Genomic DNA, 21,094 nt, shown 5'->3' on the forward strand with positions numbered 1-21,094 from the left:
TTCTAAGTGTGTCATTGAAGTCATCGTAAAAATGTGATGAAAAGGTGAATTAAATAGACAGTTCAAACGATCTCAGCAAAGATGAGGGGCTTCTCTATAATAGCGGTAGGATGACTCATAATCTTAGAGGTTCTTTTTGGCTAAAAACCTGCGTTTTTGCTAAGTATCTGTATTAAGGTGACTTTTTAGAAAGTGCGACTCTTTTATTCGCTGTGGTGGTTGTTGGGGCTAGGGATTGCGGCAGTGCATGCTCAACCTGCTCCTGCGCCTGCGACCCCGGTCATTGTAGGCCCTGGGCTGCGCATTTCGCCTTTGCTAGAGCGCAGTACCGTCCCCGATAAAGAAATGCCCGCGTTTCTTGAGGCCACGCAAATAGAAGGCGATGGACTTGGTAATGCCAAGTTAAAAGGCAAGGCGGTGATTCGTCGTCAGGATGCCGTTCTCAAGGCCAATATCATTGATTACAACAAGCGCACAGGTGTGATGGACGCACAAATAAACGCGCGCTTGGTTCGGGATGGCAATGTCATCTCGGGTACCAGCATTGTTTATAACTCCGAAGACGGTACGGCCAGTGTGGATCAGCCTAACTTCTGGCTCGATGATGGTGGAGCGGGCTCCGGTTCTTGGGCCGATGTGTTCAACCGCGATCAAATGAGCATCTCGGACGTGACTTACAGCGGCTGTCCCTGCCCTCAGCCCTCTTGGTATATCCAAACTGAAAAACTCGACCTAGACTATGCCGCCAACGAAGGCGTGGCTCGTAACGGCGTACTTTATTTTAAAAACGTACCGATTTTAGCCTCGCCTTATTTGACCTTTCCGCTTAAAAAAGAAAGAAAATCCGGCTTCTTGTTGCCAACCTTCGGTAATACGTCAAATACGGGCTTTGACTATACCCAGCCTTATTACTTTAATATTGCCCCGAATTACGATGCGACCCTGCAAGCGCGCGCGATGTCCAAGCGTGGGGTGCAGTGGGGCGGCGAGTTCCGCTATCTTGGTAGAAGTTACGAAGGTTCGATAGCCGGTACATACTTAGACAAGGACCTTCAAACGGGCGAGCGTCGGTGGTTATATAGCGCACAACACAGCCAAAGCTTTGGTCGCGGTTTCTATGGCGCTTACAACGTCAGTGGCGTGTCTGATAGCAAATACTTCGACGATTTCGCGAGCTTAGGTATTAATCAGGCCGTTATTACGGCGCTACCTCGTCAAGCTGGCGGTGGTTGGGCCAATCAGTACTTCAGTACCAGCGTGCAGGTGTCGACCTTTCAAACGATTTCAGGCCTACCGCAGTACAACAAAGTACCTGAGTATGCGATCAATGCCGCACGCTATGATTTTGGCGGTTTCGATGTTCAGAGTTTAAATACCTTTACCGAGTTTCGCGCGCCTCTGGACAATCGTTATGCAATCGGTCCTGGTGGAAGTTTGCGCTTTCGTCCTGATGGCCAGCGACTTTTGTCCTACAACTCGATCGCTTACCCGATCGTGCGACCCGGTTGGTATATCACCCCAAAAATCGCGATGAGCCTGTCGCAGTACCAAACCAATTGGTATGGATTAGACCAGTTTTTTGGCTATGGAGAACCCTCAAATGGGCGCGCGCTGCCCATTATGTCGATCGACTCTGGCATGACGTTTGAGCGGGATACTTCCTTTTTCGGGAAAGCGGCACTCCAGACGCTTGAGCCACGCGCCTACTATTTGCGAGTTCCTTATCGTAATCAATCGCAGTATCCCGTTTACGACACGACCCTTGCCGACTTTAGTTTTTCCACGGCTTTCCAGGAAAATATTTACGCAGGTTTTGACCGGATCGCTAACGCAAACCAAGCAACTTTTGCGCTGAGCACGCGTTGGCTTGATGCAAGTTCTGGCTTTGAACGACTCCAGCTCGGTATCGCACAACAGTACTATTTCGAGGATCAGCAGGTCACCTTGCCCGGAGAGGTTCCACGTACTAATACCAGGTCTCAATTTCTATTTGGTGGTAGTGCGGCCTTGACCGACACGATCAACCTTTCCTCGCTGGTCCAGTACAACCCGTATGCAAATCAGATCAGTCGGGCTCAGTTGACGAGTCGCTGGCGCCCACAAAGGCTTGCCACTCTTGCATTATCCTATCGCTATCAGGTTAATCCACCACCGCTCTCCCTTTATCAGTCTCAGGGTCAAAATCAGCTTAGTGCAGCTTTCCAGTGGCCATTGACTAAAAAGTGGTACTCGATCGGTCGCGTGGATTATTCGCTGAATAATGTGACGGCCCCTAGCGTGATCGACCCTTCGCGGATTGTCGCGATCCCAAAAGTCACGCAGGCCGTGATGGGATTAGAGTACAAGGGTGATTGTTGCTGGACGGGTCGAGTTGTATTGCAGCGTTATGTCGTGAGTGTGGACCAAACCAATACAGGTGTATTTTTTCAGCTCGAACTTGGTGGCTTAGGTAATTTGGGTCAGAATCCCATGGGCGTGATTGGTCGCAGTATTCCGGACTATCAGCCGATCAATCCACCGACTCCGAGGGTGAGTAAATTTGAAAGGTACGAATGATGACGAGCACGACAAAAAGGACAATGATGGGCACGACTCACTTTAGGCGTTGTTTGGCTTTGCTGACGTTTTTGGGCCTGACGTCCTTTGCGCTGACCGCTTCGGCGCAGCTTGGTGCGCCTCAGCCTGCCGCCCGGGCGAACGCTGCGCAAAAAGCACCTGTTGAACGCGATGCTGATGGTATTGTTGCCGTGGTCAATCGAGAGGTCGTTACGCGTCGAGAGTTGGATGCGCGTATTCGGATCGCTAAACGCGAACTCGCCGCACAAGGTATTAAGGCACCTGCCGAGACCGTCCTCGAAGGCCAGATTTTGCAACGCTTGATCACCGAAGCGCTCGAGCAACAAGAAGCACGACGACTGCGCATTGATGTGACGGATACGATGTTGCAGACTGGTCTTGAGATTATCGCCAAGCGCAACAACACGACTGTCGCTGTGATGCGTAAACAAATCGAGAGCGTAGGGATTGGTTGGACTGATTACACCTCCATGATTCGTCGCGAAATCATGCTCGAGCAACTGAGACAGAGAGTCGCAGACAGCACCATTTTTGTTAGTGATGTAGAAGTCGATGCTTTTTTACGTGAACAAAAGGCGCGTAAGGACGGCAACCTTCCATTGTCAGTGCGTCCTGCGCCGCCACCGCCTCCTCCACCACCACCAAAACCGCAAGCAACTGCCCCTGCCATTATGGGGTTGGCGCAGATTTTAGTGCGCGTTCCTGAGGGATCGAGCGAAGAGGAAATCAAGGCCTTGCGTGCCAAGGCACAAGGCCTGCTGGCGCGGGTGCGCAAGGGCGAAAGTTTCGAAGAGGTCGCGAAAGCCTCCTCGGATGGACCAGAGGCGAGTCGTGGGGGCGAAATGGGCGTGCGACCCTTAAATGGATGGCCCGATCTGTTTCTCAAAGGTGTTGCTGGTGTTCAGGATGGTCGCATTAGCAATATCATTCAAAGTCCGAATGGTTTCCATATTCTCAAAGTGATTGGTCGAGCAGGTGGAGCGCCGCCCGCACCCAAACCTCAACCTCAAGCGGCTCCGACACCCGGCACACCTGGGGGACCTATCCCGCAGGGGCCCATGCCTGTTCAGCAAACACAAGCCAGACATATTTTGATTAAAACGACTGCTGTGGTGAATGACGAAAACGCGCGTAAGCGACTAGAGCAAATCCGCGAACGTATCGTTCAAGGCGGAGAGCCTTTCTCGGATATGGCTAAGCGGTTTTCAAATGACGCCTCGGCGCCTCAGGGTGGTGTGTTGGGTTGGCTTAATCCGGGCGAAACTGTGCCACCCTTTGAAAAGGCGATGAACGCTCTGAAAGAGGGTGAGATCAGTCAGCCTGTGCAGAGTCAATTTGGCTGGCACTTGATTATTGTTGATGGCCGTCGTACGCAGGATATGGCTGATCAATTCATCCGCAATCAGGCGCGTCAACAAATTTTCCAACAGCGCTCAAGCGCTGCATTTGAAACTTGGCTACAACAAATCCGAAGCCAAGCCTTCATCGACAATAGGCTTGAAAAGAGCCAACGTCAGTCAGGACGTTAACGTTTCGTGAGCAGCCGTAGCAATCAGGATCATCAGGCACGTAAGCGCTTCGGCCAGAATTTTCTGGTCGATGCTGCTGTAGTGGAATTGATCGTTCGTGCGGTTGCTCCACAAACGGCTGACAACATGGTCGAAATTGGTCCTGGCTTGTCTGCCTTGACAGCACCGCTATTAGAGCGTCTTGAGCGCCTGTCGGTCATTGAGATCGATCGCGATCTTGCGCAGCGACTGCGCGATCGTTTTTCCTCCGACCGACTCAATATTATTGAGGGTGATGCGCTTCAAATCGATTTTGCGCAGTTTGGGGACAAGCTTCGGATTGTTGGTAATCTTCCCTACAATATTTCAAGCCCGCTACTTTTTGCTCTAGTCAGTTGTGCAGAACAAGTGGTGGACCAACACTTCATGCTGCAAAGAGAAGTGGTGGATCGTATGGTCGCTCGTGCAGGTGAGTCTGATTACAGCCGTTTGTCCGTCATGCTTCAATATCGCTATCGCATTCAAAAGCTTTTCGATGTTTTGCCGGAGGCCTTTGACCCCCCGCCGCGCGTGACGTCATCCATTGTGCGAATGATTCCCTTGGGGGCCGAACGACTGCGTGCTCAAAGCGACGCGCTGTTTGCGCGAGTCGTCCAGCGTGCCTTTTCTCAGCGCCGAAAAATGTTGCGCGGTGTGCTGAGTGAGTGGACGACGCTGATCCCTTGGGAGGATTTGGGTATCGAGCCCACTTGGCGAGCCGAGCAGGTCTCGGTTGCCGGTTTTGTCGGTATCACCGATGCGCTGTGGCAAGCTGGCGAGCGCTAAATCCTGCGTTCTATCATTTTGAGACGTTTTTAGCTGAGAGCCAAAGTCTGAGAACGTCTTGCGCGCGGTCTTTTAAGAGTTGTTCAGTATTGGCGCATGCCTGCTCAAGTGACATCGGGCCTGATGCCAAGCTAAACGCCGCAACGATCCCGGTTTGATACAAAGCCTGATAGCCCTCTCCAAGCGAGCCTGCGATGGCGATGACAGGTACGCCCGCAGCTAGGGCGATTTTGGCGACACCCATGGGTGTTTTGCCATGTAGCGTTTGCGCATCCATCCGACCTTCGCCGGTAATGACTAACTGTGCACCCTCAAGCGCCGCTGCGAGTCCGCCAAGCTCAGCGACGACCTCTACTCCCGGACGAAAACGAGCTTGCATCCATGCACGAGCTGCAAACCCCAAACCACCTGCTGCGCCGGCGCCGGGTGCCAGACGATGATCCTCACCGAGTGCGTCGGCGCATTGATCCGCGAAGTGCTCCAGTGCTGCATCAAGTATCTGGACTTGTTCCGCTGTCGCACCTTTTTGAGGTCCAAAGATTGCTGAGGCTCCTTTTGGACCGCAGAGAGGATTGTTCACATCTGAAGCAATGGTGACTTGTGTGTCTTTGAGTCTAGCGTCTAAAAAGCGACTGTCGATGCGCGCGAGTTTAGTGAGCGCGGCACCACCCGGCGCGAGCGGATGACCTTGCACATCCAACAGCTCTAGTCCGAGCGCCTGGAGCATCCCTGCGCCCGCGTCGTTGGTGGCGGAGCCTCCCAGGCCGAGGACAATGTGTCTCGCACCAAGATCCAGCGCGTGGCGAATCAGTTGACCAACACCAAAACTGCTGGCTCGTAAGGGGTCGCGTTCAGCCACCGCGATATGTTCCAAGCCCGCTGCACAGGCCATTTCGATGATCGCGATCTTGCCGGGGAGCCAACCCCACTGTGCCTGGATCGGACGACCTAGCGCATCTTCGACAATATTGACGCGCAGCTCGCCACCCGTCGCGGCCAAAATCGCTTCGACCGTGCCTTCGCCTCCATCGGCCATCGGAATGCAGACGCAGTGCACTTCGGGGGCGGCTTGGATCAACCCCTGCGCGATCGCCGCGGCAACCTTGGGCGCAGACAGGGACTCTTTAAACGAGTCGGGGGCGATGACGATTTTCATGGCTTTAGGCAGCTGTCTTTTTTTGAATCAACTCGATCTTGTAGCCGTCTGGATCTTCGACAAAGGCGATCACGGTTGTGCCGTGCTTCATCGGACCTGCCTCGCGAGTGACTTTTCCTCCGCGCGCGCGAACGAGATCGCATGCTTCGTAGGCGTTATCGACAGAAAGGGCGATATGGCCATAGCCGGTCCCAAGATCATACGAAGAAGTATCCCAGTTGTAGGTCAGCTCTAGTGCGGGACCTTCACTTTCATCTTGGTATCCCACAAAGGTATTGGTAAAGCGCCCGCTTGGGTACTCGGTGCTGCGCAGCACGCGCATGCCGAGCACCTTTGTATAAAACTCAATCGAGCGCTCAAGATTGCCAACGCGCAACATGGTGTGCAAAATTCTCATGGATGTTCCTTTCTGAATATGATTCAAACCTGATGGATCAATGATAACAACAGTCTGACGTTGTCCGTCAGAGATCAGGGACGTGATCGGGTGTATGTTTTTGCAGCATTTTCTTGGCTTGTTGATAGTCCGGATAGAGTTGTTGCACCTCTGACCAGAAGTCCTGGCTGTGATTCATTTCTCTTAGATGCGCTAGCTCATGGGCGATCACATAGTCGATCACCATGGGTGAAAAATGAATCAGTCGCCAGTTAAGCATGATATTTCCATCGCTGGTACAGGACCCCCAGCGCGTTGCGGCAGACGAGAGCCTCCAACGGCTGATCGTGAGGCCTGTCTTATCCAGAAAATGTTTGATGCGCTGTCCAAACAAAATTTTGGCGCGTGTTTGCAACCAGGCCTGGGTCATGTCACGAATGCGGTGCATGTCAGCATCGTTGGGCAAGGCAAGCCATAGCAGTTGACCATGCTCGGGCGCATTAGGGTCACCCTCGAAATAAGCCGCACCATGCGCACCATGCGCGACGTGCGTGCCAGGCGTGCCGCTGCGTAAGATGATCTTACATCCCAGGTACGGAAGCTCGCCGCCAGATTGCCAGCGCGTATGCGACATTGCGAGACGTTCTTTACGTGCTTGCCAGTCTTGCAACTTGGCTAGAATCCAAGGCATTTTTTCAATAACGGCTTCGTCAATTTGACCGAGGGTGACCCAATTCGGTGCCGTCACGCGCAGGCCTTCGTCCTGAATCACAAAACCGATACTGCGCCGACGTGAGCGTAACAAGCTAAAGCCAATCGCTTGATCACCATGACGGACAATGCGCCATTTAGCACCGAGCGCAATGGTTTCAGGCGCGATGGTCCACCCGGGTTTGGGTGTGTCTGCATCTGAAAGCAAAAGCTCGAGCTGGCTCATGATTGCTGTGGATAGCGCTCGGGGTTCAGGCGCTGCATTTCGGCTTCGATCCACGCCTGCACGCGCTCATTGAGTTCCTCGGGCGTGAGACCGACAGATTCAATAGCTGGACCAATTGAGACGGTGATGCAGCCTGGTTTTTTGATAAAGGCATTGCGTGGCCAACACTCACCGGCGTTTAGAGCGATCGGGATCACCGGCGCACCCGTGCGTGTGGCAAGCAAGGCGCCGCCCATTTTGAAGCGGCCAGTTTTTCCTGGCGCAATGCGTGTGCCCTCTGGAAATAGAATAGGCCAGCGCCCTTCGTCTAAGCGTTGCTGTCCGACTTTGACGACTTGTTCGAAGGCATCGCGGCCTTTGCTGCGGTCGATGGGGATCATGGCGAGCAAAGCCAAACCCCAGCCGAAAAACGGCACGCGATGCAACTCGCGCTTGTAGACGAAGCAGACCTCGCGTGGCAGATACGCGGGCAAAAAAAGTGTTTCCCAGGCAGATTGATGTTTAGACAACACAATCCCCGGACCATCCGGGAGATTTTCCCAGCCTTTGACTTGCCACTGGACGCCACAGATCACGCGCGCGCCCCAAATCGCCATTCTTGGCCAGCCCATCGTCAGTTTGTAGCGCCAGTGCAAGGGTAAGGGCGACCAGACCATGCAAGCGAACGCGTAGGGGATCACCGTCACCACCAAGAGCAAGGTGAAGAGTGTCGCGCGGGTGACAAGAGCGAGTTTATTGAACATGAGAAAGAATTTTTTCTACTGCTTCGGCCAAGTTTTCAACGACCTGCGTGTTGGGCGGAAGCTTGCCTTGTTTGAGGGTTTTCGGACCATTGCCCGTTTGCACCAACCAAGGACGGCAACCGGCAGTTGCGCCTGCTTGAATATCTCTCAGCGAATCACCAACTGTGGGCACCTCACTGAGGTCGACATCGTAGCGTCTGGCGATATCGTGAAACAGCCCGGGTAGAGGTTTGCGACACACGCAGCCGTCCTCAGGCCCATGCGGACATACAAAGATCGCATCCACGGCGCCGCTCAACTGCGCGAGCTCTTTGCGCAATTTTAGATGAATCGCTGTCAATGCGGAAATGTCGAACAGACCTCGCGCAAGACCTGACTGATTGGATGCAATGGCCACGGTCCAGCCAGCCTGGTGCAGTCGCGCGATCGCTTGCAAACTGCCTGGGATCGGATGCCATTCTTCCGGACTTTTGACGTAGTCCGGACTATCCTGGTTAATCACGCCATCACGGTCGAGGATAATGAGTTTCATGGTGCCAGTCTGGAAATATCGGCGACTTGATTCATCAAGCGATGCAGTTGCGCGAGCAGTGCGAGACGATTCAAGCGTACGGCGTGATCCTCGGCCATGACCATGATGTCATTGAAAAACGTGTCGACGGCCGCACGCGTTTGCGCCAGCGTCGCCAAGGCTGCTTTGTAGTCCCCTGAGTCGAACTGTTTTTGCGCCACGGGTTGAACCGACGCGATACTTTTCGCGAGAGCTTGCTCGGCCGGCTCGCTCAGTAGCGATGAATTGACTGCAGGCAGGGCGCCTTCGACTTTTTTCAGTAAATTACCGATACGTTTGTTCGCTGCGGCCAGACTCGCGGCATCCGGGCTTTGAGCAAAAGTCTCAGCTGCTAGCACGCGGGCAGGAATTTGGTGAAGAGGTGGCGCAAGCGCCAGCACGGCTTCTACAGCATTGCGATCATAATGCGTAATGAGTTGATTGCGCAGTCGCTCGATGATAAAGGTTTGCACTTCATTAACGGTATCGACCTGAAGTGCGCCAGCGGCAAAGGTGTCCGCGGATGCTTGTAACAGACCATGTAGTGTGAGTGGACCGTCTTGTTGGATGTTTAGCACATTGCCGGCGGTGAGTTGCTCAAAGGCACTGATCAGACCGAGTGCGGCGCGGCGCAAGCCAAATGGATCGCGCTCACCCGTTGGCGCCAGGCCAATTCCCCAGATGCCGACGAGTGTCTCGGCGCGTTCGGCCATAAACAGCACCGTTGCGGTCAGGTCGTTTGGTTTGACGGGAGTGTCGAGCCTGATGCGATATTGTCCAGCCAGTGCTTCGACCACGCCAGGGGACTCGTTGTCACCCCGTGCATAGTAAGCACCCATGATGCCTTGCAGCTCTGGAAACTCACCGACCATGTTGGTATTGAGATCGGCTTTAGCCAGCAATGCCGCACGTTCGCATTCGGCGATATCTGCGCCAAGGGTTCGCGCCAGCCAGGCGGCGATCTTTTGCACCCGGGTCGACCGTTCAAGCTGGGTCCCTAGCTTGTTGTGATACACAATTGCGCTGAGCGGGTCGACGCGCGAGGCCAGCGTGATTTTGCGGTCAGTTTCGAAAAAGAACTCGGCATCGGCCAAGCGTGGGCGGATCACGCGCTCATTGCCCTCGATGATTGCCGCAGGTGTATCGGTTGGCATATTGCTGACAATCAGAAACTGATTGGTGAGCTTGCCTGTAGCGGGGTGAAAAAGTGGAAAATATTTTTGATTTAGACGCATGGTCAGAATCAGACATTCTTGAGGCACAGCAAGAAAACGTTCTTCGAAGGTCCCGACATACACGACGGGCGCTTCGACGAGTGCGGTGACCTCGTCCAATAAAGCAAGGACTTCTGGATCTTGACCGAGAGAAGCGTTGAGACGCGAGGCTTGTGCGTCGAGCAAGGCTTTGATTTGCGTACGACGCGCATCAAAGGATGCGACCACGCGGCCGGTCTGAGCAAGTTGAGTCTCGTAGCTGTCCGCGCTTGTGATCGCAATCGGACCAGGATGGAGAAAGCGGTGGCCATGCGTCACACGACCCGCGGTCAATCCCAGAATCTGGGCCGGAACGATCTCGTCACCAAACAGCGTGACCAGTGCATGCGTAGGGCGGACAAATTTGACCGAGGTCTGGCCATCGGCGAGCTGGTATTTCATGACCTTGGGAATGGGCAGTCCCGTGAGGGTCGTTTCAATAGCGGCTTGCAACACCTCAGCTAGTTTGGCTCCAGGTGCGGTACCGCTGGCGACGAGATAGTCTTGTTTGCCGTCGGATTCGCGTCCAAGCTGGCTGACATCCATATGCTCCCAGCCCTTTGCGGCGAGCTTTTTGAGCAGGGCAGGAGTCGCCGCGCCTGAAGCATCGAGGCCGACTTTGACGGGCATCAGCTTTTCAGAAAATGCTTGCTCGGGGGCCTCATTGTGAACTTGAGTCAGTCTGACTGCCATGTGTCGAGGGGAGGCAAAAGCGACGATCGTATTTTCTTTCCCAACCAGTCCATGCTGAGCTAAGGCGGCACAAAGGCCATCGGCAAAAGCCTGACCAAGCTTTGGTAGGGCTTTGGGAGGAAGCTCTTCGGTAAAGAGCTCAACTAGCAAGGGGCGCGTGATCATGGCTGTGTCCCTTTGGTTGAGTGCAACATGGGAAAACCTAATTTTTCGCGGGATTCGTAGTAGGCCTGCGCGACCGCACGAGACAGGTTGCGGATACGACCAATATAAGCAGCGCGCTCGGTGACGCTGATCGCGCCGCGCGCATCCAGCATGTTGAAGGTGTGGGCGGCTTTGAGTGTGGCCTCGTAAGCGGGCAGTGCCAGTGGCACCTCCATCAGGCGTTTGGCAAGCACCTCAAAATCCGTAAAGTGGCGAAACAGCGTCTCGGCATCGGAGTGTTCGAAGTTGTACGTAGACTGCTCGACCTCGTTTTGGTGAAACACATCACGATAGAGCACGCGTCCGTTTGAACCGTCTGTCCAGACCAAGTCGTAGACGCTCTCCACGCCTTGGAGGTACATCGCCAGGCGCTCTAGGCCATAGGTGATCTCGCCCGTTGTCGGGGTGCAGTCCAAGCCACCCACCTGCTGAAAATAGGTGAACTGAGTGACTTCCATTCCATTGAGCCAAACCTCCCAGCCCAAGCCCCAGGCGCCCAGCGTCGGGTTTTCCCAGTCATCTTCGACAAAACGGATGTCATGCTCGGTCGGGCGGATACCCAACGCCTCAAGCGACCCGATATAGAGGTCGAGAATGTTTGGCGGAGCGGGCTTGAGGACAACCTGATACTGGTAATAGTGCTGTAATCGATTTGGATTTTCTCCGTAGCGACCGTCTTTTGGGCGGCGCGAGGGCTGGACGTAGGCGGCGCGCCAAGGCTCGGGGCCAATCGCGCGCAGAAAGGTGGCGGTGTGAGAGGTGCCGGCGCCTACCTCCATGTCATAAGGCTGGAGCAGGGCGCATCCCTGCTGATCCCAGTACTCCTGCAGGCGCAGGATAATTTGCTGAAAGGTGATCATGAAAATTTGAACGCATTGAAGGCGAAATAAGCGTTCATTTTAGCTTGGGGGCGAGGTGTGTGCGCCTGTAAAGGGGGGTTCTGGAGACTGATTGGGCGTGAATCGCCTATGATTTAAGAAATTCAGCCATTTTTAACGAAAATTTCGCCTTTTCCCAAGGAGCCCCCATGTCCAGTTTGGTTAGTGTGGATTTCACCGACGGTATCCTGATCATTACGATCAATCGCCCTGAGGCGCGTAACGCCATCAGTTTTGAAACCGCTCAGCAACTTTCCGCGGCCTTTGATGAAATGGATGCCCGGGACGATGTCAAAATCGGGATCCTGACCGGGGCAGGCGGAACATTCTGCTCAGGGATGGACTTGAAGGACTTTGCCAAGACGCGCAAGCGTTCATCGGTGGAGGGTAAGGGTTTCGGCGGATTGAATGAGGCTCCCCCCAAAAAGCCGCTCATCGCTGCGATCGAGGGCTATGCAGTAGCAGGTGGTTTTGAGATGGTGTTGGCTTGCGATTTGATTGTGGCTGCCAATAATGCCAAATTCGGTTTGCCCGAGGTCAAGCGTGGACTGGTCGCGGGGGGTGGAGGTTTGGTGCGATTACCGCGCCAGATTCCCTATCATGTTGCGATGGAGGTTTTGCTGACGGGTGATATGTTTTCGGTCGAGCGCGCCTACCAGCTTGGTTTGGTGAATGTGGTCACTGATCCCGGCCAGGCCTTGTCCGAAGCGATGAAATTAGCTGCTCGAATCTGCGAAAATGGGCCTTTAGCGATTCGTACTGTCAAGGATGTGGTGGTCAAAGGGCTCGATTTTCCAGTGGCTGACATGTTCAAACGTCAGCGTCCTTTGACTGATCATATTTTCATGTCCGAAGATGCCCGCGAGGGCGCGACGGCGTTTGCGGAAAAGCGCAAGCCCGTCTGGAAAGGAAAATGAGGGTGATGAGTGCGTGAGTTGTACTCTGACTGATCTTTTAATTTTTCACATATCTTTTCACATATCGAAACACAGGTAGGGTTCTCTATGTCCATCACTATTCAAGAAGAAGATTTCGTTAATTCGATCGCTGATGCGATCCAGTTCATCAGCTACTACCATCCGGCTGATTACATCAAGCATCTTGCGCGTGCCTACGAACGCGAAGAAAGCCCTGCGTCCAAGGATGCGATCGCGCAGATTTTGACCAACTCGCGCATGAGCGCAGAGGGACGCCGACCGATTTGCCAGGACACCGGCATCGTGAATGTCTTTTTGAAAATTGGTATGGATGTGCGTTTCAACTCTAAAAAGAGCATTCAGGAGTTGTGCGATGAGGGTGTGCGCCGCGGCTACCTTAATCCGGAAAATCCTTTGCGCGCCTCGGTGCTGGATGATCCTATTTTTCTGCGTAAAAACACCAAGGATAATACCCCCTGTATCGTCAATGTTGAACTGGTTCAGGGCAACACAGTCGACGTTCAAGTTGCGGCGAAGGGTGGTGGCTCCGAAAACAAATCCAAGCTTGCGATGTTGAATCCAAACGATTCGATCGTGGACTGGGTCTTGAAAACAGTTCCAACAATGGGCGCTGGTTGGTGTCCGCCAGGCATGCTTGGGATCGGTGTGGGCGGTACAGCAGAAAAAGCTGTGCTGATGGCTAAGCACTCGCTGATGGAAGATCTGGACATGTACGAGTTGCTTGAGCGTGGGCCGAGCAACAAGCTCGAAGAGTTGCGGATTGAGATCTATCAAAAGGTCAACGCGCTTGGTATTGGTGCTCAGGGCCTGGGTGGTTTGACGACTGTGCTTGATGTAAAAATCGAGACTTTTGCTACGCACGCAGCCTCGTTCCCTGTGGCCATGATTCCAAACTGCGCCGCGACGCGTCACGCACACTTTGTGCTGGATGGTTCAGGCCCCGCGCACTTGCAGCGCCCTTCGTTATCGGACTGGCCGGATGTGCATTGGGCGCCAGACTATAAGTCGTCCAAGCAAGTGGATTTAAACAAGTTGACACGCGAAGAAGTCGCGAGCTGGAAACCTGGTCAGACCTTGTTGCTCAACGGCAAAATGCTGACGGGTCGGGATGCGGCACACAAGCGTATTCAGGATATGCTGGCCAAGGGCGAGCCCTTGCCTGTTGATTTCCACGGCAAGATGATCTACTACGTGGGTCCAGTTGATCCTGTTGGCGGAGAGGTGGTGGGACCTGCAGGTCCGACAACGTCTACGCGCATGGATAAGTTCACCGACATGATGCTCGAGAAAACAGGCTTGTTTGCGATGATTGGCAAGGCTGAGCGTGGTCCTGCTACGGTTGAGTCGATTCGTCAGCACAAGTCTGCTTATTTGATGGCGGTGGGTGGTGCTGCGTATTTGGTGTCCAAGGCGATTCGTGGAGCTAAGGTGATTGGCTTTGAGGATCTGGGTATGGAAGCAATTTATGAGTTTGATGTGGTGGATATGCCTGTGACGGTTGCTGTGGATTCTCAGGGTACTTCGGTGCATACGACTGGGCCTCGGGAATGGTCGGCTAAGATTGCTGGGATTCCTGTGGTGGTGGGGTAAGTGCATTGATTGGTGAAAGCCTCGCAGCGCTAAACGGTTCGGTGCGCTGGCTTTCTCGGCCTGCTTTGCAGGCTACCCTCAGACCCCTTGCGTTGACGGAGACGACCCCTAACTCGCTTCGCTCAAACAGGGGGTCGTCTTTTTTCCGTCAACGCTGCGGGGTTTCGGCTCGATAGACAGCGCTCCGAACCGTTTAGCGCTGCGAGGCTTTGGCTGGCATCTGCTCAAGCTATCAATACAGTTCCATGAGTTCAGTATTGTTACTGAAAGCTTCGGGTGAGCCTTCACGAATGATTTGGCCTGATTTCATGACGATGACTCGGTCTGAAATCTTGAGGGCTTCACGGACGTTCTGCTCGACAATCAAAATTGACATTTTGCGCTCTTGTTGAAGTGCGCGGAGTGGTCCCGCCAAGTCTTGAAATAATTTAGGCGCAAGACCAATCGAAGGTTCATCGAGCAGCAGGCAGCGAGGTTGACTCAAGAGTGCTCGGCCGAGAGAGACCATTTGTTGTTGCCCCCCCGAAAGCGTACCTGCGCGTTGTGTATAAAACTTTTTAATCATGGGCAGGACATTCATGACCCATTCGAGTCTGGCGGACTGTTCGCCGGTCGGGATATTGTTCGCCCAAAAGCCAAGTTTCATGATTTCGGCGACGGTCAATCCAGGAAATACGCCACGACCCTCAGGCACCAGCGCGATACCGGCAGCACTGAGTGCTCTTGGATCGGGTTTGATGATGGATTTGCCTTCAAGTGTGAGGGACCCATGCTCAAGAGGGACGAGCCCAAAAAGGGCCTTCAGAAGTGTGGATTTACCGGCGCCATTGTGGCCGATCAAACATAAGACTTCGTTATGTTGGAGACTGAGATTAAAGTCTTCAAGCACCGGTCTGCCGCCATAACCGACCCGCAGATTATTAGCTTCGAGAAATGGACCCTGGCTCATGAGCGGTCTCCAAAATAAATAGCCGCCAGATGCGGGTCTTTGAGAATATCTTGTGAGCTGCCCTGTGCCAGAAGTTTGCCCTGATCTAAAAAGGCGACACGGTCTGAGAGCTGGATCACGATATCCAGATTGTGCTCAATGATGCAGATGGTGATGCCGCGTTTGGCATAGTGACGCAATAGCGATACGAAGCGTTCAAACGAGCGTGGGTCAAGTCCGGAGGCAGGTTCGTCGAGTAACCAGAGTTTGGCTTCACTTGCCATGATGCGGGCCAGACTGAGGAACTTTCTTTCTGCATACGCTAGATCTACCGCACGTTCATTGCGTTTATCGCTGAGTTGGGTTTCCTCAAGAATCTCCGTGACTCTGCGCTCGGCCGCTTCTTTGCCTCCTTGCCACAGCCAACTGCTTCGCTCCATCACCGTCATAATGTTTTCTTCGACGGTCATTTGGTTAAAGAGACGCAAGTCCTGAAACGTACGTGCAATCCCCATGCGTGCAATCTGCCAGGGTTCAAAGCCTTTGAGCGGCTTGCCGAGCCAGTGCACGGATCCGCTTGTGGGCACGAGATGACCGGTAATGAGGTTAAAGAGTGTAGTTTTGCCTGCACCGTTCGGGCCGACGAGGGTTGTGATGACGCCAGCTGGCAAGTCCATGGTGACATCGGCGATCGCTTGAAGCCCACCAAAATTTTTATTAACAGCACGGATCTCAAGGAGAATTTCTTGAGGCGCATGAGGCACAGGCGCAGCCGGAGCGGCCGTATTGACAGAGGTGGATGGCGTTGCGGTCGTCATGCTGCCTTCCCCTTTGTCCGTCCACCGACAAGACCACCTGGTCTAAACATCATCAGTAGGACCATCGCAAGCCCATAAATGATTTGCTGAATCGTGCCAAGCTCAGAGGGCGGTAGAAAGGGAAGATAAGTCAGTGCGGCAGGCAAAGACATCAGGATGGCTGCGCCTACGATTGGCCCAAACAACGTGCCTGTTCCACCAATGATCACCATCGCCATCAATAAGATCGACATTTCCAACATAAAGCTTTCAGGATTAATGAAGCTCATATAAAACGCATAAAGCGAACCGGCCACACCAGCCAGTCCTGCTGAGACGGCCACAGAAAGTGTTTTGACGGCATTAACATGCTTGCCATAGGTCTGCGCGGCAGATTCGCTATCTCGAATCGCCATTAAGCTACGGCCAAAACTGCCTCGCACGAGTAATGCCGTGATAGCAAGAACCAACAAAAGAATCACGAATGCAAGTGCGAGAAAGGCAGTGTCGTTATTAAAGACGTACCCGAACAAGTTGGGCCTTGGAATACCAATCATGCCCCCAAGACCGCCCGTCACAGATTTCCATTCTGAAAAAATGGTGACGCCAATGACTTGCAAACCTAACGATGCGGCGACAAAGTATTCACCTCGTACACGTAAGGCTGGGAGTGCGAGCGCCATTGAGAGCACGGCGGAAATCATTGCCGAGGCAAGTAGACACAGCAAGAGTGAGTCGGAGAAGTTCAAGGCAATATAGGCTGTTGCATAGGCGCCTACACCAAAGAACACGGCGTGCGCAAGAGAAAAAATTCCTGCGTAGCCCATGATGAAGTTCAGCGTCAGCGCAAGGATGCCGTTGATGCAAAAAAGAACTGCGATATTTTGTAGGTAGGCAATCATGTTGTGTCCTTCCTTAAGAAACTGTGGCTCGACCGTACACGCCACCAGGACGGAACAGGATGAACAGGAACAAAATGATGAAGGTGACCGCTTCGCTCCACTGGGGATCGATAAAAGCCAAGCAAAGGTTTTCTGCGAGACCGAGTAGCATTCCTGCAACGGCTGCGCCTTTTAAGCTACCGACCCCGCCAACGATCGTCGCGGCGATGCTGATCAACATGACGTGATTACCCATGGATGGATTTAGGCCTGAGGTCGCCGCCGTCAAAATGGCAGCTGGGACGACTAAGACTGAACCGATCAGAAAAACATATTGAGAAAGACGGCGTGGTGTCAGACCGTACACTTCGATCAAGGCGGGATTTTCACCTAAGGCACGCAGTGCGATACCCAAATTGGTGCGTGTTAACAGCCATTGAAGCAGGGCAAAAGACACGATGGCACTGACAAGAACCGCTGCGGCGATGGGTGCGATAAAGAGACCTGGAATGATTTCAAGGCTCTTGCTCAGCGGGGTGCTGACCGTCACCATGCCACGACCAAAGACGATCGAGATGACGTTCTGCACCACAATGGCTGCACCAAAAGAGGCGACAAACACTGTAAAGAATGAGCCCTCGTGGCGTTGAATCACTGCATAGACCCAGCGATCTAGCAGGATACCAAACAAACCCGCTGCTGCTGCCGAGGCGAGTGCCGCAAGTGGCCATGCCCAGCCCAATACGACGTAACACTCATAAAAAATAAAGCCAGCGATCGTAAACGTGGCGCCATGCGCGGCATGAAAAATGCGGGTCATGCCGAAAATCAGCGAAAACCCGGCCGCAACGAGTGCGTAGAGCGCACCGGTTTGCAGCCCATTGGCTAACAATTGGGCAAACAGCATGGGGCAGTTTCCTATATAGACATCTGAAGGACGCGTGGACAAAGTCCACGCGTTGACCAACACGCTTGCTTATTTACCTGCGGCGATCACTTTGCTCGTGCCATCACCGACCATCTCATTGATTTGAATGGGTGACTTGACGGTGCCGTCCTCAGCAAAAGAGACTGTTGCGCCCACGAATTGGAAGTTTTTCGTGGCTTTGCGTTGTGCCAGCAGATTTTCACCAGTGACGGGTTTGCCCGCTTTTTCGAGTGCTGCTGCAAGGTCAGCGAAGGTCAATACGGCGTTGTAGTAGTTGAGTACGTACATATTTGGCTCTTTACCGTATTTCTTTTTGTAGTCCTCTTCAACGCGCTTGGTCAGGGGATCGTTTTTGTTTAACGAAATTTGCTGACTGGTGTAAACAAGGCCTTTCGCTTCTGGAAGACTCAGAATTGAAGGCAAGGACATGGCCGAATAACTTGCCAATGGTTGGCTCACACCATTGTCACGGAGTTGCTTAACCAATTGAACTTGCTGGTTGCCGTATGTTGCGATGTACACAGCATCAGGTTTTGTGTCACGCACGCGTGCAGCAACACCAGAGAACTGCTGCGCTGTAGTAGGAATCGAGAATGACCCCACAACATCACCGCCAGCGGCTTTAACTTCGCTAGTAAGATCTTTTAGGACGGCTTGTCCAAGCGGATCATCGACGTAAATCAGGGCGATACGCTTATAGCCTTTTTCCTTCACAAGATAAGGCGCCATTGCGGTGACTTCAAAGTTCGCCAATGGAATAGTGTTCCAGAAATATTCGCCGAGCATCGCTAAATCAGGACCTACGCCGCCACCGTTCACCATCACAGTCTTGGTGCGTGCACCGATCGGTGCCATGGCCTTTGAAACACCTGTAAAGGCGGAGAGGATGTAGGGTACTTTGCTCACATTGACGAGTTTATTGGCAGCAATGACGCCTTGAGCCGGCAGTGCTTGGCTATCCTCATATACGACCGATAGCTTGCCTGATAATTTTTTGTCCGCATTGATATGCTCAATGGCAAGGTTCACGCCTGAGCTAAAGACCTGTCCGTATTCGGCATTCGCTCCGCTTAGAGGAAATGCTGCACCAATGGCGTAGTCTTTGGCCAATGCGGGTGTGGCCAGCGCAGCATGCACTAGGGTCAGACCAATCAGTAGTTTTTTCATCTTTGTCTCCGAGTTTATAAATAGACTTCTAGTTAAATAGAATACAAATTTTTTATTGTGTTGTGACGATCATTGACAGGCAACGCTTTCTTAAGGTATTCGACCTAGCAACTCCTTCAAAATCTCCTCTGTATGTTGCCCCAGCATAGGTGCTGCCCGATTGTACTGAACGGGTGTCGCAGAAAAATTTATCGGGCTCGCCGTAGTAGGCGAAGTCCCGCCTGTCGGATGCGGAATATTTTTCCAGATTTCACGGGCTTTGACCTGTGGGTGATCAAATACTTGGTCAATTGTTTGAATCGGACCGCAAGGCACACCCACCGCTTCAAGCTTTGCAATCCACGCATCACGCTGACCTGTTGCCATGATTTTTTCCAAAACTGGAATCAATTCATTACGGTGAAGGATACGTTGACGATTTGTCACAAACTTTGGATCGGTTCCATATTCGGGGATGCCGATTGCGCCGCAAAAGGAACGGTATTGTGAGTCATTACCGACCGCGACGATCATAAAACCATCTGACGTCTTGAATACTTGGTAAGGCACCACGTTTTGATGGGCATTACCTGCCCGGACTGGCGCCTGTCCTGTTGTCATGTAGTTCAAGTTTTGATTGGCCAACATTGAAATGTGACAATCAAGCAGTGCAATATCGAGATGCTGACCTAAGCCGCTATGGTTGCGTTCTTGGAGCGCCGCAAGAATACCTACTGATGCATACATACCTGTGATGATGTCGGTCACTGCGACGCCCGCCTTTTGAGGACCGCCGCCTGGCAGGTCATCACGCTCACCTGTAATGCTCATCAGGCCGCCCATACCCTGGATCATAAAGTCGTAGCCTGGGCGCTCAGCATACGGGCCCGTCTGTCCAAAGCCCGTGATGGAGCAATAAATCAGGCTGGGGTATGCGTCCTTCATGCTCTCGTAGTCGAGACCATATTGCTTGAGGCCGCCTACCTTGAAGTTTTCAACCAAGATGTCGCAGTGTTTTGCGAGCTCTTTGACGAGCTTAATCCCTTCGGTACTCGCGAGGTCAATTTCAATTGAACGCTTGTTGCGGTTGGTGCTGAGATAGTAGGCAGCTTCGGTAGTGTCGTTACCGTCTTGATCCTTGAGAAACGGCGGACCCCACGCGCGGGTGTCATCGCCGAGCTTGGGGCGCTCAACTTTGATGACATCGGCACCTAGATCTGCGAGATTTTGTGTGCACCAGGGACCTGCCAATACTCGGGACAGGTCAAGGACACGTATTCCAGCGAGGGGTGCACGGCGTGCTTGTGGGTCTTGCGGTTTCACATCTGTGGTCATGCTTTGATTCCTGCGTAGCCATGGCTTAAAACAACAATGTCGCGCTCTGCGACCTTGGCTCTGAAGCGTACAGCATCCTGGCCATCGCGCCAAATCTCACACACTAAGGTTTCTCCAGGAAATACAGGCGAGGAAAAACGAGTGTGAAGGGCAGTGAGTCTGGAGGCATCGTTTTCGCAGACGGCCTGGACAATTGCCCGAGCTGCAACCCCATAGGTGCATAAGCCGTGCAGGATCGGACGTGGGTAGCCTGCGCGTTCGGCCACAGCAGGATCGGCATGTAGGGGATTGTTATCCGCGCACAGCCGATAGATCAGCGCCGCTTGTGGCAGCGTCGGCAAGGCGCACGTCATGTCCGGGGCACGATCTGGCGTTGCTTCAAGTGGTGCAGGACTGTCGTCAGAGTGACTGAGGCCTCCATCACCGCGACAAAAAGTTGTTGACCCGATCGTGACGAGAAGTGTGCCAGCAGCATCATGCAGCGTGCGCTCGGATAGCACTAACGCACCCTTGTCGGCGCCCTTGTCGATCACATGCGTGATGCGTGAGCGACCGATCACGCGACCCGCTGGCGGCAAGGGCTTGTGAATTGTCAGGCGCTGCTCGCCATGTACGAGTTTGACCCAATTAATTCCGGCTTTGGGGTCTTTCATCCAAAAGCCGGGATAGCCCAGCACGACCGCCATAGTTGGAAAGGCCTGCATGTCTTGCTCGTAGACATACTTCAAGTGATGTGGGTTAGTCGGCTCCTGACCGAAGCCTATGCCGAGCGCGTACAAAATACTGTCGTTCTCGGTATAGGTGCGATCGACCTCGGGAAACACCCAGTTTTTAATCAGCTGATAGTCCAT

Annotated in this window: 19 protein-coding genes; 5 read left to right on the forward strand and 14 right to left on the reverse strand. The window is 53.3% G+C overall.

Going from position 1 to position 21,094, the window contains the following annotated elements:
* Window positions 1-192 precede the first annotated feature (192 nt).
* Genes AC8GE9_RS07170 through rsmA form a run of 3 tightly spaced genes read left to right on the forward strand, consistent with a single transcriptional unit; the run spans window position 193 to window position 4,910 of the window.
* Window positions 193-2,556: an LPS-assembly protein LptD gene (locus AC8GE9_RS07170; protein ID WP_506676480.1), complete on the forward strand. Its 2,364-nt coding sequence runs from the start codon at window positions 193-195 to the stop codon at window positions 2,554-2,556.
* A 23-nt stretch (window positions 2,557-2,579) separates the two neighbouring features.
* Window positions 2,580-4,106: a peptidylprolyl isomerase gene (locus AC8GE9_RS07175; RefSeq protein WP_506676481.1), complete on the forward strand. Its 1,527-nt coding sequence runs from the start codon at window positions 2,580-2,582 to the stop codon at window positions 4,104-4,106.
* 6 nt (window positions 4,107-4,112) lie between these two features.
* Complete coding sequence (gene rsmA, locus AC8GE9_RS07180; protein WP_506676482.1) at window positions 4,113-4,910, forward strand: 16S rRNA (adenine(1518)-N(6)/adenine(1519)-N(6))-dimethyltransferase RsmA; 798 nt, start codon at window positions 4,113-4,115, stop codon at window positions 4,908-4,910.
* Window positions 4,911-4,923: 13 nt separating this feature from the next.
* Here rsmA and AC8GE9_RS07185 read toward each other — a convergent pair whose 3' ends face one another.
* The 7 genes from AC8GE9_RS07185 to glyQ all read right to left on the reverse strand — a co-directional run bounded on the left by AC8GE9_RS07185 (window position 4,924) and on the right by glyQ (window position 11,682).
* A complete protein-coding gene (locus tag AC8GE9_RS07185) occupies window positions 4,924-6,066 on the reverse strand; it encodes a glycerate kinase (RefSeq protein ID WP_506676483.1) in 1,143 nt (380 codons plus the stop codon).
* A 4-nt stretch (window positions 6,067-6,070) separates the two neighbouring features.
* Complete coding sequence (gene gloA, locus AC8GE9_RS07190) at window positions 6,071-6,463, reverse strand: lactoylglutathione lyase (RefSeq protein ID WP_506676484.1); 393 nt, start codon at window positions 6,461-6,463, stop codon at window positions 6,071-6,073.
* 67 nt (window positions 6,464-6,530) lie between these two features.
* A complete protein-coding gene (locus AC8GE9_RS07195) occupies window positions 6,531-7,379 on the reverse strand; it encodes a M48 family metallopeptidase (RefSeq protein ID WP_506676485.1) in 849 nt (282 codons plus the stop codon).
* On the reverse strand, window positions 7,376-8,122 hold the full coding sequence (locus AC8GE9_RS07200) for a lysophospholipid acyltransferase family protein (RefSeq protein WP_506676486.1): 747 nt from the start codon (window positions 8,120-8,122) through the stop codon (window positions 7,376-7,378). Before AC8GE9_RS07200 ends, AC8GE9_RS07195 begins: the two co-directional genes overlap by 4 nt.
* On the reverse strand, window positions 8,112-8,654 hold the full coding sequence (gene gmhB, locus AC8GE9_RS07205; protein ID WP_506676487.1) for a D-glycero-beta-D-manno-heptose 1,7-bisphosphate 7-phosphatase: 543 nt from the start codon (window positions 8,652-8,654) through the stop codon (window positions 8,112-8,114). The genes AC8GE9_RS07200 and gmhB overlap by 11 nt, the downstream gene beginning before the upstream one ends.
* Entirely contained in the window at window positions 8,651-10,783 is a 2,133-nt protein-coding gene (gene glyS, locus AC8GE9_RS07210; RefSeq protein WP_506676488.1) for a glycine--tRNA ligase subunit beta, read from the reverse strand. The genes gmhB and glyS overlap by 4 nt, the downstream gene beginning before the upstream one ends.
* Entirely contained in the window at window positions 10,780-11,682 is a 903-nt protein-coding gene (glyQ, locus tag AC8GE9_RS07215) for a glycine--tRNA ligase subunit alpha (RefSeq protein ID WP_506676489.1), read from the reverse strand. Before glyQ ends, glyS begins: the two co-directional genes overlap by 4 nt.
* A gap of 167 nt (window positions 11,683-11,849) precedes the next feature.
* Here glyQ and AC8GE9_RS07220 point away from each other — a divergent pair, with 167 nt between their 5' ends.
* Together AC8GE9_RS07220 and AC8GE9_RS07225 are read left to right on the forward strand one after the other, a co-directional pair.
* Complete coding sequence (locus tag AC8GE9_RS07220; RefSeq protein ID WP_506676490.1) at window positions 11,850-12,617, forward strand: crotonase/enoyl-CoA hydratase family protein; 768 nt, start codon at window positions 11,850-11,852, stop codon at window positions 12,615-12,617.
* 87 nt (window positions 12,618-12,704) lie between these two features.
* Window positions 12,705-14,228 carry a fumarate hydratase gene (locus AC8GE9_RS07225; RefSeq protein ID WP_506676491.1) on the forward strand — a complete coding sequence of 508 codons (1,524 nt, stop codon included), beginning with the start codon at window positions 12,705-12,707 and terminating at the stop codon, window positions 14,226-14,228.
* A gap of 232 nt (window positions 14,229-14,460) precedes the next feature.
* Here the strand turns inward: AC8GE9_RS07225 and AC8GE9_RS07230 are convergent, their stop codons facing one another.
* The 7 genes from AC8GE9_RS07230 to AC8GE9_RS07260 all read right to left on the reverse strand — a co-directional run bounded on the left by AC8GE9_RS07230 (window position 14,461) and on the right by AC8GE9_RS07260 (window position 21,094).
* Entirely contained in the window at window positions 14,461-15,177 is a 717-nt protein-coding gene (locus tag AC8GE9_RS07230; RefSeq protein ID WP_506676492.1) for an ABC transporter ATP-binding protein, read from the reverse strand.
* On the reverse strand, window positions 15,174-15,974 hold the full coding sequence (locus AC8GE9_RS07235) for an ABC transporter ATP-binding protein (RefSeq protein ID WP_506676493.1): 801 nt from the start codon (window positions 15,972-15,974) through the stop codon (window positions 15,174-15,176). The genes AC8GE9_RS07230 and AC8GE9_RS07235 overlap by 4 nt, the downstream gene beginning before the upstream one ends.
* Window positions 15,971-16,855: a branched-chain amino acid ABC transporter permease gene (locus AC8GE9_RS07240; protein ID WP_506676494.1), complete on the reverse strand. Its 885-nt coding sequence runs from the start codon at window positions 16,853-16,855 to the stop codon at window positions 15,971-15,973. The genes AC8GE9_RS07235 and AC8GE9_RS07240 overlap by 4 nt, the downstream gene beginning before the upstream one ends.
* 13 nt (window positions 16,856-16,868) lie before the next feature.
* The gene (locus AC8GE9_RS07245; protein WP_506676495.1) at window positions 16,869-17,741 is read right to left on the reverse strand and encodes a branched-chain amino acid ABC transporter permease; all 873 of its coding nucleotides are present in this window, start codon (window positions 17,739-17,741) and stop codon (window positions 16,869-16,871) included.
* 69 nt (window positions 17,742-17,810) lie between these two features.
* Window positions 17,811-18,929 carry an ABC transporter substrate-binding protein gene (locus AC8GE9_RS07250; RefSeq protein ID WP_506676496.1) on the reverse strand — a complete coding sequence of 373 codons (1,119 nt, stop codon included), beginning with the start codon at window positions 18,927-18,929 and terminating at the stop codon, window positions 17,811-17,813.
* A gap of 90 nt (window positions 18,930-19,019) precedes the next feature.
* On the reverse strand, window positions 19,020-20,243 hold the full coding sequence (locus tag AC8GE9_RS07255) for a CaiB/BaiF CoA transferase family protein (RefSeq protein ID WP_506676497.1): 1,224 nt from the start codon (window positions 20,241-20,243) through the stop codon (window positions 19,020-19,022).
* Window positions 20,240-21,094 carry a MaoC/PaaZ C-terminal domain-containing protein gene (locus tag AC8GE9_RS07260; protein WP_506676498.1) on the reverse strand — a complete coding sequence of 285 codons (855 nt, stop codon included), beginning with the start codon at window positions 21,092-21,094 and terminating at the stop codon, window positions 20,240-20,242. The genes AC8GE9_RS07255 and AC8GE9_RS07260 overlap by 4 nt, the downstream gene beginning before the upstream one ends.

Origin of the sequence: Zwartia lucis (genome assembly GCF_965234455.1) — a bacterium.
GTDB lineage: Bacteria > Pseudomonadota > Gammaproteobacteria > Burkholderiales > Burkholderiaceae_B > Zwartia > Zwartia lucis.